Genomic DNA, 14,951 nt, shown 5'->3' with positions numbered 1-14,951 from the left:
GATGAGCACGCCCCTGCTGCAGGTCGATCATGTCAGCCTGGAATATGCCTCGGCCCAGCGCGTGGTGCGCGCGACCCATCGCGTGCGCTTCGATGTGCACGAAGCCGACCGCTTCGTGCTGCTGGGGCCCTCAGGCTGCGGTAAATCCACATTGCTCAAGGCGGTTGCCGGTTTTGTTGCGCCGCGCGAAGGACAGATCCGCCTGCAGGGTCATGCGGTCACCGGTCCCGGGCCGGACCGGGTGGTGGTGTTCCAGGAATTCGACCAGTTGGCACCATGGAAAACCGTGCGCGAGAACGTGGTGTTCGGGCTGCGTGCGGCGCGCAAACTCGGCCGTGCCGAGGCGCGCGAGCGGGCAGACGACAGTCTGGCCCAGGTCGGGCTGAGCGGATTTGCAGATGCTTACCCGCACACCTTGTCCGGCGGCATGAAGCAGCGTGTGGCCATCGCACGCGCCCTGGCGATGCGCCCGCGTGTCCTGCTGATGGATGAACCGTTCGCGGCACTGGATGCGCTGACGCGTTCGCGCATGCAGGAGCAAGTGCTGGAATTGTGGGAACAATTGCGCTTCACGCTGTTGTTCGTCACCCATTCCATCGAAGAAGCATTGGTGGTCGGCAATCGCGTGCTGCTGTTGTCGCCGCACCCGGGCCAGGTGCGCGCCGAACTCAACGCGCATGCCTTCGGCCCGCACAGTGCCGGCAGCGTGGCCTTCCAGCAGACCGCGCAACGCATTCACCGGCTGCTGTTCGATCTGCCCGATGACACGCTGGACGACGACAAGGTGGCACCGCTGCGTCGCCCGTCCCTGCGCCAACGCCAGGCGCTGACATGAGCCGCAGCACCGCAAGCGCAGTGCCGCCGATTCCACCGGTGCGGCCCGAGTACGAAGTGGCACTGACCCCGCTGGACCCTGCCCTGGGCGCCGCGACCACGCCCACGCGTTGGCACGCACCGCCCTGGCTGCGCAAGGCATTGGTGCTGGTGGTCTTGGTCGCGGCATGGGAGATCGCCGCGCGGCTGGTCGGCGACGATCTGATGCTGCCCGGCGCAGTGCAGACCGCGCGCGCGTTCTACGACGGGCTGCTGTCGGGCGAACTGCTGCGCCGGGTCGGTGCGTCGTTGCGTGTGCTGGCGCAAGGTTATGCGCTGGGCGTGCTGCTGGCGTTCGTGCTGACCGCGCTGGCCGCTTCCACGCGCTGGGGCCGCGATGTGCTCGGCACGCTGACCGCCATGTTCAACCCGCTGCCGGCCATTGCGCTGTTGCCGCTGGCCTTGCTGTGGTTCGGGCTGGGCACCGGCAGCCTAGTGTTTGTGCTGGTGCACTCGGTGCTGTGGCCGCTGGCGCTGACCACCTACGCCGGCTTCCAGGCGGTACCGGACACGCTGCGCATGGCCGGGCGCAACTACGGCCTGCGCGGCCCGCGCTATGTGGTGCAACTGCTGGTTCCGGCGGCGCTGCCGGCGATCCTGTCCGGGCTGAAGATCGGCTGGGCATTCGCCTGGCGCACCCTGATCGCCGCCGAACTGGTGTTCGGCGCCACCTCCGGCCAGGGCGGCCTGGGCTGGTACATCTTCCAGAACCGCAATGAGCTTTACACCGACAAGGTCTTCGCGGGGCTGGCGATGGTGATCGTGCTGGGGCTGCTGGTGGAGGGCGTGGTGTTCCAGGCGATCGAGCGGCTCACGGTGCGTCGCTGGGGCATGCAGCGCTAGCGCGGCCCCGGCGGCACGGTCGCGTGCGCTTAACGAAGTTGGCTTATGCTTCGGCCCCCATTCTCTGCCGCTCGCCGCCATGCCCACTGCCCCCTTCACCGCCTACCTGTACCCGGTTCTGCTGCTGATCGCCAGCAACGTGTTCATGACCTTCGCCTGGTACGGGCACCTGAAGTACAAGACCACGCCGCTGATGATCGCCATCCTGGTCAGCTGGGGCATCGCGTTCTTCGAATACTGCCTGCAGGTGCCTGGCAACCGTCTGGGCAGCGCGGTGTATTCGGCGCCGCAGCTCAAGGGCATGCAGGAAGTGATCACGCTGCTGGTCTTTGCCGGTTTCTCCACCTTCTACCTGGGGCAGTCGCTGAAGTGGAACCATTGGGCCGCGTTCGGCCTGATCCTGGTGGCCGCGTTCCTGATGTTCAAGGAATAGAGGCAAAGCGCCCTCTCGCTCGTAGGCGCGCACCCGGGGTCGGCCTCGCAAGAGCCCCCTGCGGTGCGTGGGCCTTACCGGGAATGCCATATCGCGCCCGGATGCGCTCCTACGGCGTCAGGGTGCCTAGTTCGCCGGTTCGACCCACCGTGCGAACACCGCATCGATTTGCGCGTCCTTGACCGGCTTGCCCTTCTGCGCTGACTCGGCCTGCTCGAACATCGGTACGATCATCGCCATGCCGTCCGGCTTGGTTTTCAGATGCAGACCCGGTGGCGTTTGCAGGAATGCGGCCCAGCGCGCGCGCACCTTGGCCCAATACCCCTGTGTGCCTTTCCAGTACGCATAGGCCGGGGCGAAGTCCACCTCGGTGGTCTTGCGGTAATCGTTGAAGCCGAACTCGCGTGCAATCGCTTCCTGGGTGCCGTCGGGCTTGCGCAGCACCTTGGTATTGAATTGTTCGTGGGTCCAGCCGTTCGGCGTCAGCGTGTGCCGGTTGATCACCGATAGCGCATTGTAGTCGCTGCGCCTGGTGTACTCGCGCCGCGGCAACGGGCGCCAGCTGGGATCGCTGGTCCAGGTGGGGTGGCCATCGGCGTAGTCCCAGCGGCCGGTGCCGCAATAACGCGGCGCGTCGCTGACTTCGTACACACATTGCGTCCAGGCGCCGCTGGTGATGGCCGGCGTCAGCGCATGCACCGTCCAGGTCTGCTCGGCGGTGAATTCAAACCGTTGCGGTGCCTCGAAGGTCCAGTCCTGCCGCCAATGCTTGGTCACGTGCCCGGTCTTTTCGTCGACCAGCACGTGCTGCAGCACCAGCCTGCGCGGCGAATCCTCCACCACGATGACCACTTCGCTGGCGCCGCTGCGCATCGCCGAAGCGCGCTCGTAGCCGGGCTTGAGCAGCACGGTTTCGTCGAACGCAAAATCCACCGCGTATTCGCCCTGCATCGCCAGGATGCTCTGCCGATCGCGCTGAGCATCGGCGGCGGCAATCAACGGCAACAGGCTCAGTGTGGCGGCGACACAGCGGGAGAACAATCGGCTCATCGGCACTCTCGGTAGTCATTGGGGAACATCAGGGACGCGCGCGCAGCAGCGACATCGTCATGACACGGGGTCGGCACCGCGGGCATTCACCGCGGCAGTACGCAGCGCTGCAGCGCGCGCACAGCAACAATCGTCCACGACCACGCGGCCGTCGATGCCCTCTTCGCGCACCAACCGTGCAGCAACCTCAGCGCTCAGCGCAGAGACGGTGGCCAGGCTGGCGGTGATGGGGTGACCGTGGCTGGCCGCAGGCTGCAAGCGCAGTGCGCTCAAGCGCCATGCATCGCCGCGCATGCGTCCGGCCAGGCGGCGCCATAGCCGTTCGCCGACGCCCAGTTCGTGCGTGTCCATCGGCAGTGGTGGCAGCCGAGAGACCAGGCGGTCCCAGCTCAGGAAATCGCTGTCGGGCAACAGGCAGAGCCGCCAGCAGCAGTGTCCTGCCGCATCGAAGAACCAGATGCCCTCGTGCACGCCATCGCTGTCCACCCGACGAGACGCGGCTGCAGCGACCGCGTGCTGCCAACCATCCAGTTCGTTGCCCAACGCAGGCCGATACAGGCAAAGCACCGTCCCTAGCGCCGCCAACTGCCGTGGTCGCGGCAGTGCCGCGCGGGTAGCGCGTGCATGCAGGGGCAACGGGATGGCGCGGAGGTTGGGCATGGCCGCTACCAGCTCACGGCCAGGCTGACCGAGGCAGTGCGCCCGGCGCCAGTGAAGCGGTCCAGCACCGTGCTGCTGGCCAGCGTGCCGTTGGGCAGCGCGTTCCAGTCCACGTAACGGCGATCGGCCAGGTTAAACACGCCTGCGGTGAGCTTGGCGCCGGGCGCGAATTCCCAATGCCCCATCAGATCCAGCGTGGCGTAGCCGGCCGGCACGTAATAGCTGTCCAGCTGCGGGCGATGTTTGCGGGCCACAAAGGTACCGATCACTTCTGCGCCCCAGCGATCACTGTCGAAGGCCATGCCAAGCGTGCCGCGCAACGGGTCGACCGAATTGAGCGGCGTGCCGTCGGTGAGGTTGTCGCCTTCCGCATAGGCAACGGCACTGTTCAACGACCAGCCTTGCCAACCCGCCAGCATGCCCAGATCGATGCCCGCGCGCGCCTCTGCGCCCTTGATCACCACATCGTCCACGTTGCGCGACTGGAACAGCGCCAGCCCGTCGGCATTCACGCCAGCCGGCGCATACGATTCGATGAAGTTGCGGTAGTCGGTGTAGTACACGGCCAGCCCGAAATAGCCGACCGCATCGTTGAAACGCAGGCCCAGTTCGCCGCCGCGGCTGGTCTCCGATTTCAGATCCGGATTGGCGATGGCGGTGTAGCGCGCCTGCAGATTGGTGAAACCGATATTGACGTCGTTGTACGGCGGCGCGCGGAAGCCATGCGCGTAATTGGCATACGCCGACCAGGCGTCCGAAAACCGCCACACCGCACCGAACTTGGGAGACACCTGGGTCTCGTCGATGGTCTCGGCGGCAACGCCGGGATTGTCTTCGCGGAAGATGTCGTCCACCTGCGGCGACAGCCGGAAATAATCCACGCGCACGCCCGGCGCCAGCGACAGCTGGCCATCGAGCAGGCCGATCTCGTCCTGCGCATACAACCCGAGCTTGGTGGTTTCGCTCATCGGGAAGTCGCGCACCGGAAACACGTCCTGACCGACGCGATTGCTCACCACGCCATTGGCCAGATTGACCGAATAGCCGTCGCGCTTGGCGCGCGTATCGGTCCAGGTGCCATCCAGCCCATAGGTGATTTCGTGGCTGAGGGTGCCGGTTTCGATGGACTTATGCGCGTTGACCAGCAGGCCGTAAACACGCTGATCGAAATTATGTTCGTTATGCCGGCGCGTGGTGTTGCCGCGCAGTTCGTTGGTGCGTTGCAGGCTCTCGCTGTCCTGGCGATACAGCTGCCACTGCAGATCGTCGGTCCACACGGAATCCAGCGCATCGACTTCATGCCGCAGCGAGACCCGCGCACGTGTCTGATGATCGCGTCCTTGCTGCGACAGGATGCGTAGCGACGCCGTCGGACTCCGCGTATCGACGCCGGTCAATGCATCGATGCTGCCGTAGTCTTCGTTGCCTTCGACCGTGAGTTTGAAGCGCTGTTGTGCGCTTGGGGCGTACACCAGTTTGGCGAGCACACTGCGCCCATCGATGCGCTGCGGATTGGCCGCAGTGCGGGTGAAATCGCGGCTGCGGTCATCGCCCTGGTTTTGCGCCTCCTGGCCCTGGCGATGACTCACCGCCACCAAGCCGCTCCAGCGTTCGCCACCGAACGCGCCGGTGGCACCGGCAAACAGGCCGTTCCAGTCGCCTTCGTAGCCGAACTTCAGGCCGGCGTAGCTGTGCTTGTCTGCGCTCAGATAGTCCGACGGATCCTTGGTGACGAAAGCGACCACGCCGCCCAATGCATCCGAGCCATACAACGAGCTGGCCGGCCCGCGTACCACTTCCACGCGCTTGAGCGTTTCCAGGTCAACGAAGTTACGGTTGGCGTTGAGATAGCTGCCGAAGCTGAAGGTGTCCGACACCGGCACGTTATCCACCAGCATCGCCACGCGGTTGCCATCCAGCCCGCGGATGCGGATGCCGTTGGCACCGGTGAAGCGGCCGCTGGTGCTGGTGACCGACACGCCCGGCGTGTAGCGGAACAGATCCTTGAGTTCGCGCACCAGTTGGTTGTCGAGCTGTTCGCGGTCGATCACATCCACCGTGCTGGGCACATCCACCAGCGCGCGCTGGGTGCGCGTGGCGGTGACCTGGAGCCGGTCGAAGTCGTGCACCTCACGCGCACCCTCCGCTCCGGCATCGCGTTCGGCAGCACGGGCACACAAGGAAATAGCGGGCAGCGCCAGCGACAGCGCGACCACCAGCGGATGCAGGCGGATCATCAGGAACCTTTACGCGTCCCCCGGCGGCGCGTGCGGCATAAGCCAAACGCGGCAGGGAAGATGGAGTTGAGTGGCGGGCGGCGGCGGCAGCGCCCGCTGCGATCTTGCGCACACGCGTTGAGCGAGTACGCAAAGATGGGATGCCATGGCAATCGAGCGTTGCGCGTGGAGCAGGATCGCGCCATCGGCACTGACGGCGCATGACGATCGTTGCGGCAGCGGCTGCGCACAGTGGCTGTGCGCAGCCCAGTGGCTGGAATTACTTGGTCAGGATCAGCTTGTCGTTGCTGGTGTGGCGCAGGCGATAGACGCGATCGCCGTGCTGGATCAGCACTTCACGCCGGCCCTTGAGCAGCGCTTGGCTGCTGATGAGGTCTTCGGTGGGCACGGCGCGCGGCGTGGCGCGGTCGCGCAGATTGACCGGTTCGGAGCGAAGCAGCACGGGGTGGGCGGTCATGATCTGGTTCTCCAGTCGGTTGGCCAGACAAATAATAACCATTCTCATTTAATGATCAAGAGCCATTCTCATTTGAAAGGCCGGATGTTTAAATCGCTCTCTAGTCTTCGATTGATCGCGCCAATCGAACGGACGTGTGTCGCTGCCCTCAGCTGCGGTGACTACTACAAGCATCCACCGCAGCACTCGATCGACCCAATGGCTCAGCGCGTGCTCGACTCCACCTGTGCCCACCCGGCGTCATCGACCTGATCCAGGGTGTCCAGGGCACCGAGGTTCTCTTCCAACTGTGTGACCCGGCTCGCGCCCAGGATCACGCTGGACACATGCCGGTTGCGTAGGCACCAGGCGATGGCCAACTGCGCCGGCGACTGGCCAAGCTCGGCCGCCACCGCGCAGAACGCGCGGGCGCGCTCCAGCCGGCGCGCTTCCGGCGCGCCCAGCACTTCGTCCTGCAACCATTGGTTGCCCGGCTGGCCCAGACGGCTGTCGGCCTCCACGCCCGCGTTGTACTTGCCGGTCAGCAGGCCCGAGGCCAGCGGCGACCAGATCGTGGTGCCCAGCCCGTTCTCGCACAGTGGCGCGTATTCGCGCTCCAGCCGCTCGCGATGCAGCAGGTTGTATTGCGGCTGTTCCATCGCCGGCGCATGCAGATGTTCGCGTTCGGCAATCGCGATGGCCTCGCGCAACTGCGCGGCGCTCCATTCGGATGTGCCCCAGTACAGCACCTTGCCCTGGCGGATCAGCGCATCCATGGCGCGTACGGTTTCCTGGATCGGGGTGTCCGGATCGGGCCGATGGCAGTAATAGAGGTCCAGGTACTCCACGCGCAGGCGCTTGAGCGCGGCGTGGCAGGCATCGGTGACATGCTTGCGCGAGAGCCCGCGCTGGGTCGGCCGCGGGCTGTCGACCGCACCGAAAAACACCTTGCTCGACACGCAGAAGCCATCGCGCGGCAAACGCAGATCGGCGATCACATCGCCCATCACTTCCTCGGCGCGGCCGCGCGCGTAGACCTCGGCGTTATCGAAAAAATTGATGCCGTTGTCCCAGGCGGCGGCAATCAGATTGCGCGCTTCGCTGCGCCCGATCTGTTTGCCGAAGGTGACCCAGGCCCCGAACGACAAGGCCGATAGCTGCAGCCCGGTGGAACCCAGACGTCGGTAAAGCATGGCGAACTCCCGCAACCTCCAGGGCACCTGCCCTGGACCGGCGTGCGCAGTGTAGGCCGTGGCGTCGGGCAGGCACAGCGCGCGGCGTGTGCAGCGCCGTGCATCGACCTGTTCCCGGCTCGACTGCGTGTTCGCAGCACCGCCTGCACTGCGCATGCATCGTGATCGGCGCTTTTGTCGGTGTTGGTCTGCCGTTGGTGGTTATCTGCACCGAATGCCTCGGCTTGCATGGGCGTTTCCACGCCTATCCACACGTGACAGACGCGAGACCTTGCTGCAGCGACTGCTTGCCGATCAACAGGCAAAATCGCCGGCGTGTGGCGTCGCAACCAGGGTGGGGCCATTGGTGGCATGCATGCGCCAACCAGCCGCATGGACGGATTGACGGCGTGCCCCGACACCGGATGCGGCACCGTGCCTGGAGACACCAGCGCATGACGCCGGCGGACATGCGTGCAACGGTCAGCAGCACTCGCGCACAAACGCCAACCGTCCCAGGCCATCTGCACCAAAGACACCCCGCCCGATGAAGCGGAGCAGCAACGACAGCCGTAGCAGTCGCAGCAGTAGATCCAATCACGCGCTTCAGCCACTCCAGGCTGCGCGGCAGTTCCCCCGAACGCTGACGCATGACGGTGAACACCGCATCCGGGCGGGCGCCACGACCGCCACAGCCGCGCCGCCACGCGATGAACACCGCCCACCTCGCCCATGCGGACTCCCGACTTTGCGCAAGCACGGTCCCACAGCGCGCCAGCGCGGGCCTGCCCCTGCCCGCCCCCTCTCGTCTGTGGGCCGACCGAGGCCATCTGAATGCCCCTCGCCTTGCCCCCTGTCACCCCCTGCTCTAGGCTTCCCGTTTTGCCGTCAGCAGCCCGGGGATTGGAATGGTCGAAGGTTTGGGAAGGATCGGTTTCGGCCTGTTCGGTCTGGCGGTGCTCATCGGCATCACCTGGCTGTTTTCGAGCAACCGCCGCGCGATCGACTGGAAGCTGGTCGCCACCGGTCTGGCCCTGCAGATCTCGTTCGCCGCACTGGTGTTGCTGGTGCCGGGCGGGCGCGACGTGTTCGACGCGCTGGGCAAGGGCTTCGTCAAGGTGCTGAGTTTCGTCAATGAAGGGTCCACCTTCATTTTCGGCAACCTGATGAACATCGACAGCTACGGCTTCATCTTTGCGTTCCAGGTGCTGCCCACCATCATCTTCTTCTCGGCGCTGATGGGCGTGCTTTACCACCTGGGCGTGATGCAGATGGTGGTGCGTGCGATGGCGTGGGCGATCACCAAGGTGATGCGCGTTTCCGGTGCGGAAACCACCAGCGTGTGCGCCAGCGTCTTCATCGGCCAGACCGAAGCGCCGCTGACGGTGCGCCCGTATATCCCCAAGATGACCCAGTCCGAGCTGCTGACGATGATGATCGGCGGCATGGCGCATATCGCCGGTGGCGTGCTGGCTGCATACGTCGGCATGCTCGGCGGCAGCGATCCGGCGCAACAGGCGTTCTATGCCAAGCACCTGCTGGCCGCCAGCATCATGGCCGCGCCCGCCACGCTGGTGGTCGCCAAGCTGCTGGTGCCGGAAACCGGCACCCCGCTGACCCGCGGCACCGTCAAGATGGAAGTGGAAAAAACCACCAGCAATGTCATCGATGCGGCCGCGGCCGGTGCCGGCGATGGCCTGCGCCTGGCGCTGAACATCGGCGCGATGCTGCTGGCCTTCATCGCGCTGATCGCGCTGATCAACGCACCGCTGACCTGGCTGGGCGAGGTCACCGGCGCCGCCGCGCTACTGGGCCGCCCGACCAACCTGTCGACGATCTTCGGCTACGTGCTGGCGCCGATCGCCTGGGTGATCGGTACCCCGTGGGTGGATGCGACCACGGTCGGGTCGTTGATCGGCCAGAAGGTGGTGATCAACGAGTTCGTCGCTTACAGCGAGTTGTCGCGCATCGTCAAGGGCGAAGTGCCGGGCGTAGGCCTGAGCGCAGAAGGTCGCCTGATCGCCACCTACGCGCTGTGCGGCTTCGCCAATTTCAGCTCGATCGCGATCCAGATCGGCGGGATCGGCGGGCTGGCGCCGGAACGTCGTCACGATCTGGCCAAGTTCGGCCTGCGTGCGGTGCTCGGCGGTTCGATCGCTACCTTCATGACCGCTACCATTGCCGGTGTGCTGTCGCATTTCGGTTGAGGCGGTGCGGGTTCATCGGCGTGACGGTCTAATCACTGCACGCCGCGTTTCATCCAGTCTTTCAAGTCAGTCATTCAAGGCAAGGTATTTATGAGTTCGGTCGTCGTTGTCGGGTCCTTCAATGTCGATCACGTGTGGCGCTGCGATGCCTTGCCGGTGCCGGGCGCGACCATCGCCGGGCGCTACAGCACCGGCCCGGGCGGCAAGGGCTTCAATCAGGCGGTTGCGGCCGCACGCGCTGGCGCCAAGACGCATTTCTTGTGCGCGCTGGGCGACGACGCCGGTGGTGCGTTGGCGCGCTCGCTGGCCGCGCAGGACGGCTTTTCGCTGATCGCCGAGCCCAGTAATGAACCGACCGGTACCGGCGGCATCTATGTCGACGGGCACGGCCGCAACACCATCGTGATCGGCGCCGGCGCCAACGCCGTGTTGAGCCCCGCCTTCATCGAGAACCAACGCCCGCTGGTGGCTGCGGCAAAGGTGTTGCTGGCGCAGCTGGAATCCCCGGCCGAGACGATCGAGTCCGCACTGGCGCTGGCGCACGAATGTGGCGTGCTGACCGTGCTCAATGCCGCGCCGGCCAATGCACCGACCTCGATTGGCCTGCTCAAGCTCTCGGATGTGCTGACGCCCAACGAAACCGAATTCGCCGCACTGCTCGGTCGCCATGTCGGCGAGCGCATCAATGCCGACGACGTCGCCGCGCTGGACGGCAATACGTTGCATTCGTTGTGCCGCAAGCTGCTGCCGGGCGGTACCGTGGTGGTGACACTGGGCGCGGTGGGCGCCTTCATTTCGCACGCCGAAGAACAGCTGCGCGGCGATAGCCAGGCGCATTACCGCGTGGGCGCGGAAAGCGCGCAGACCATCGATACCACCGGCGCGGGCGATGCCTTCAACGGTGCGCTGGTTGCCTCGCTGGCGCAGGTGCCGGCTGCGAGCTTCGCAACCCACGTGCGCTTTGCCACCCGTTATGCGGCGCGCTCCACCGAGGTGGAAGGTGCGGCGGTGTCGATGCCGCGGCTGCGCGCGGACGACTGAGACCACGGTTCACTGCCATTGGCGTGCGCCACGCGCGCATGCCCTCGACACCGCACCCACGCAGGCGCCCAGGTTTTTCCCAGGAATGCGCGTGCATGTCCCGCGCCCAACGACGATCGCGACAAGGTTGGCCGCGTCGCTGCGCATCGCGCCGAACGATGTGACGCTGCAACGAGCGCATGTCTGCTTTCGCCACGCTGCGCACGCTCTGCTGCCAACGTCACACCACCGGCTGCGCCATCGCGACGCCACGTGACCCAGCGCTGTTTTGGGTGCTCGAAAAACGAAAGCGCATCGCATAAAGCGTGCTGATCGGCTGCACGCGCTAGCGCGCTATCTGCGCTTGCCTACTATCGCCGCACCACCGGGCGTACCACGACCATTGCCTGTTGTCATGCGAGGACGCTCCTGGCGGCGCGGCTTACCGAGATGCGTCTGCATCGTCGACTGGCGCATTACCGCCTCACGCAATGGCAGTGACGCGGTATGCCTGGCCCTGCCCCCCAAGCTCAACGGAACTACCGATGATCCTGCGTCGATCGCGCACGCCATTCCTGCTGCCCTGCGTCTTACTTCCCTGCCTGCTCAGCTCCTGTGGCGGCGATGCCGCCGATGCCGGCACCGCTGCGACCCCATCGCCGGCGGCGACGGTCACCGTGAGCGCCCCGCGCGCCATGGCGCCAACCGCCACGCAGGCGTCCACGGCAACGGCGAGCGCCAGTATCGACCCGGCATTCCGGCGCAGCCTCGCGCCCGACAAGCCGATGTTCGTGATCCATGCCGACACCTGGAACGCCGCCGATCCGCAGAAGATCATCGACCTGATTCCTGCAGACCTGCGCCCCTACACGGTTCTGCTAATCTCGCTCTCGATCAGTCACAAAGGCGCCACCAACAATCAGTGCAACTGGAACCAGGTGGCGAACGGGATCGAGACGGCACGCTCGTGGATCAAGACAGCTGCGGCCAACGGTGTTTGGGCGATGGTGCAACCGTCCAGCGGCGGCTTCAGCCACTTCCCCGACTATCCCAACGGCACCGATCTGGAATCGACGGTCTACGGTGAGTTCTTCCGCGACTACCCGAACTTCCTGGGTTTCAACTACGCCGAGCAGTTCTGGGGATTCGACGAAGCCTGCTCGGTCTCGGCAGCGCAGCGCTGGGAGCACTGGGCCAACCTGCTCAAGCTGACCAACAAGTACGGCGGCTATCTGGCGGTGAGCTTCACCGGCGGCTTCTGGGGCGCAAACATCAACCCGCTGGCAATGGTCAAGCGCAACGAGGCCTTGCGCACGGCCCTGGGCAGCTATGCCAAGAATTTCATCATCCAAGAAAAGTTCACGATGAACTACGGCTACCACGACATCGAAAGCGTCAGCCTGGGCATGTTTCTGTCGGGATTTGCGGGCCATTACGGCATCCGTCCTGACAGCAGCGGCTGGTACGCCGCCGATGGCAGCGCCTATCCTCTGGCCGCGGGCGCCCCGCATCTGATCGAGCACCTGACGCTGACCGGCGAAACCTATTTCGATGGCCCGGAACTGATCTGGACCGATACCGTTCAAAGCCTGCCAAACGGGACCACCGCCGACGGCTACAACACGCGGCGCTGGCAGTTCTTCCCGCAGTTCAAGAACATCCATATGGATGTCTACCGCAAGATTCTCGACGGCACCTTGCACATCCTCGATCGCCAGCAGGTGATCGACCGCACCAAGCTGGCAGTGGTCGACGACACCACCAGCGGCAACGATCAGAGTCTGTATGCATCGCCGGAAACGCTGTTCTCCGGCCTGTATCTGATGGACGACGACGGCACCTATCTCAACCAGCACAGCTGGTACAAGAAGACCGGGCGCTACCCCGCCATCCCGACCGTATGGCAGTTGAGCGATGACCTTGCAAAGTCCTTCCCCGTACAGGTCAAGCGCAGCGCGTACGCCACCCGCTGGCCCTCCATCGCCGCCAAGACCCAGGAACTGAATGCCTTGTTCCCGCAGGAATCCACCGGCGATCTCTATGTGGCACGTCAAGACAACACCTGGGTCACCTACAACCCCTACAAGACCAACAAGACCGCCAGCGGCGCGTTCAACCTCAAGTACAACAGTTGCGCCGCGCTCAACATGACCTACGGCCCCTACACGACGGGCGTGGTCAAGGAGTTCGCCGACGCGGTGTCGGTCTACCTGACCAATTTCGATTCGGAAACCGGCCCGCTCAAGACCGACACCATCACCATCCGCGGCGCCAGCGCCACGCCGACCTATACCTTTGCCGATCGCGGCGAGCACCAGGCCAGTACCGTCACCGCCACGCCCAGCGGCGATGGCCTGACCTTGAACGTCGCCCACAACGGGCCGCTGGACATCACCATCCAGTGCTCCGGCTCGGCCACCGGACGCGCTAGCGCCGCGGCGGTCACACCACTGCAGGCACCGGCCGCGCCACCCGCCTATACCGGCGTGCGGCAATACGAAGCGGAGAACTTCGACTTCCTGCGCATCGGCAGCCTTGTCGCCAATGGCGTCTCCGGCGCAGTGCACAACTACCAGGGGCTGGGCTATGTCGACTTCGGCGGCAACCCCGGCGCGCGTTTGCGGACCACCATCAACGTGCCGCAGGCGGGAAGCTATACGCTGGCCACGCGCTATTCCGCACCGGGCGCAAGCGTCGGTAGCGTAGACCTGTACGTCAATGGCCTGCGTGTCGGCACCCCGGCCTTCGCCCAGACCAGTTCGGCCAGCGACTGGGCCAGCAGTCCGCTGACGGCGACCTTGCGTGCCGGCAACAACATCGTCGAATACCGCGCCAGTGCAGGCACCCAGGCCAAGCTGTACCTGGATAATCTGGCCGTCTGGCAGTAGGCGATACCGCAGCGGCGGTGCCGGCCAAGCCGGCCCGCCTGCTGCCGGCCCGGCCGCCGCAGGGTTGGCAGCACGAAGGGCCGTCACCGCTGAAGTTACACTAGCGCCATGCAGATCGGCCCCTACTCCATCGCTCCCAAGGTGATCCTCGCGCCCATGGCGGGCGTTACCGACAAACCGTTCCGGCTGCTGTGCAAGCGGCTGGGCGCGGGCCTGGCGGTGTCGGAAATGACCATTTCCGACCCGCGCTTCTGGGGCACGCGCAAATCGCTGCACCGCATGGACCATGCCGGCGAGCCGGACCCGATCAGCGTGCAGATCGCCGGCACCGAGCCGCAGCAACTGGCCGAGGCGGCGCGCTACAACGTCGACCACGGTGCGCAGTTGATCGACATCAACATGGGCTGCCCGGCCAAGAAGGTCTGCAACGCGTGGGCCGGCTCGGCGCTGATGCGCGACGAAGACCTGGTGGCACGCATCCTGACCGCGGTGGTACAGGCAGTGAACGTGCCGGTGACGTTGAAGATCCGCACCGGTTGGGATTGCGACCACCGCAACGGCCCGACGATCGCGCGGATCGCGCAGGACTGCGGCATCGCCGCGCTCGCCGTACACGGACGCACCCGCGACCAGCATTACACCGGCAGCGCCGAGTACGCGACGATTGCGCAGATCAAGGCCGCGCTGCAGATCCCGGTGGTTGCCAATGGCGATATCGACTCGCCGCAGAAAGCCGCTCAGGTGCTGCGCGAAACCGGCGCCGATGCCGTGATGATCGGCCGCGCCGCACAAGGCCGCCCGTGGATCTTCGGCGAAGTGGCACATTTTTTGTCCACCGGCGAGGTATTGCCGCCGCCGTCGTTGGCGTTCGTGCGCGATACCTTGCTCGGCCACCTGGAAGCGCTGCACGCGTTTTATGGCCAACCGCAGGGCGTGCGCATCGCACGCAAGCATCTGGGTTGGTATGCCAAGGACCACCCGCAAAGCGCCGACTTCCGGGCGGTGGTCAATCGCGCCGAAACGCCCGAAGCCCAGTTGGCCCTGACGCGTGATTACTTCGATGCCTTGATCGCCGGCGTGCCGCCCGCACTATCGGACGCTGCCTGAGTTTTCCTGCCTTGCTGGAGCCGCA

The 14,951-nt window shown here is 65.4% G+C and carries 12 protein-coding genes; 7 read left to right on the top strand and 5 right to left on the bottom strand.

The annotated features are described in order from the left end of the window. Position 1 precedes the first annotated feature (1 nt). The 3 genes from HLH45_RS08970 (at position 2) to HLH45_RS08960 (ending at position 2,149) form a co-directional block, all read left to right on the top strand. On the top strand, positions 2 to 835 hold the full coding sequence (locus tag HLH45_RS08970; RefSeq protein ID WP_008573580.1) for an ABC transporter ATP-binding protein: 834 nt from the start codon (positions 2 to 4) through the stop codon (positions 833 to 835). After that, a complete protein-coding gene (locus HLH45_RS08965; RefSeq protein WP_008573578.1) occupies positions 832 to 1,716 on the top strand; it encodes an ABC transporter permease in 885 nt (294 codons plus the stop codon). The genes HLH45_RS08970 and HLH45_RS08965 overlap by 4 nt, the downstream gene beginning before the upstream one ends. Positions 1,717 to 1,795: 79 nt before the next feature. Beyond that, complete coding sequence (locus tag HLH45_RS08960; RefSeq protein WP_005910790.1) at positions 1,796 to 2,149, top strand: DMT family protein; 354 nt, start codon at positions 1,796 to 1,798, stop codon at positions 2,147 to 2,149. Positions 2,150 to 2,275: 126 nt separating this feature from the next. Here the strand turns inward: HLH45_RS08960 and HLH45_RS08955 are convergent, their stop codons facing one another. From HLH45_RS08955 to HLH45_RS08935, 5 genes are all read right to left on the bottom strand, one after another. Next, positions 2,276 to 3,199 carry a DUF6607 family protein gene (locus HLH45_RS08955; protein WP_033478766.1) on the bottom strand — a complete coding sequence of 308 codons (924 nt, stop codon included), beginning with the start codon at positions 3,197 to 3,199 and terminating at the stop codon, positions 2,276 to 2,278. Positions 3,200 to 3,256: 57 nt separating this feature from the next. Further along, positions 3,257 to 3,859: a hypothetical protein gene (locus tag HLH45_RS08950; protein ID WP_033478765.1), complete on the bottom strand. Its 603-nt coding sequence runs from the start codon at positions 3,857 to 3,859 to the stop codon at positions 3,257 to 3,259. Between the two features lie 5 nt (positions 3,860 to 3,864). After that, positions 3,865 to 6,096: a TonB-dependent hemoglobin/transferrin/lactoferrin family receptor gene (locus HLH45_RS08945; RefSeq protein ID WP_008573571.1), complete on the bottom strand. Its 2,232-nt coding sequence runs from the start codon at positions 6,094 to 6,096 to the stop codon at positions 3,865 to 3,867. Between the two features lie 259 nt (positions 6,097 to 6,355). Beyond that, positions 6,356 to 6,595 carry a hemin uptake protein HemP gene (hemP, locus tag HLH45_RS08940; protein ID WP_031421158.1) on the bottom strand — a complete coding sequence of 80 codons (240 nt, stop codon included), beginning with the start codon at positions 6,593 to 6,595 and terminating at the stop codon, positions 6,356 to 6,358. Between the two features lie 161 nt (positions 6,596 to 6,756). Continuing rightward, a complete protein-coding gene (locus tag HLH45_RS08935) occupies positions 6,757 to 7,725 on the bottom strand; it encodes a potassium channel beta subunit family protein (protein WP_014089419.1) in 969 nt (322 codons plus the stop codon). Positions 7,726 to 8,612: 887 nt separating this feature from the next. On the opposite strand from HLH45_RS08935, the gene HLH45_RS08930 reads away from it, so the two are divergent. The 4 genes from HLH45_RS08930 to dusB all read left to right on the top strand — a co-directional run bounded on the left by HLH45_RS08930 (position 8,613) and on the right by dusB (position 14,926). After that, positions 8,613 to 9,911 (top strand): NupC/NupG family nucleoside CNT transporter, encoded by a 1,299-nt coding sequence (locus tag HLH45_RS08930; protein ID WP_008573564.1) that lies wholly within the window; start codon positions 8,613 to 8,615, stop codon positions 9,909 to 9,911. 90 nt (positions 9,912 to 10,001) lie between these two features. Then, entirely contained in the window at positions 10,002 to 10,952 is a 951-nt protein-coding gene (locus tag HLH45_RS08925; RefSeq protein WP_008573562.1) for a ribokinase, read from the top strand. A 524-nt stretch (positions 10,953 to 11,476) separates the two neighbouring features. After that, a complete protein-coding gene (locus HLH45_RS08920; protein WP_008573558.1) occupies positions 11,477 to 13,819 on the top strand; it encodes a glycoside hydrolase family 98 domain-containing protein in 2,343 nt (780 codons plus the stop codon). A 108-nt stretch (positions 13,820 to 13,927) separates the two neighbouring features. Further along, positions 13,928 to 14,926: a tRNA dihydrouridine synthase DusB gene (gene dusB / locus HLH45_RS08915; RefSeq protein WP_008573556.1), complete on the top strand. Its 999-nt coding sequence runs from the start codon at positions 13,928 to 13,930 to the stop codon at positions 14,924 to 14,926. Positions 14,927 to 14,951: the final 25 nt, after the last annotated feature.

Origin of the sequence: Xanthomonas euvesicatoria (genome assembly GCF_013112235.1) — a bacterium.
Lineage (GTDB): Bacteria > Pseudomonadota > Gammaproteobacteria > Xanthomonadales > Xanthomonadaceae > Xanthomonas > Xanthomonas euvesicatoria.
Note: the sequence above shows the minus strand (reverse complement) of the source record. Positions and strands in the feature narration are given on the sequence as shown.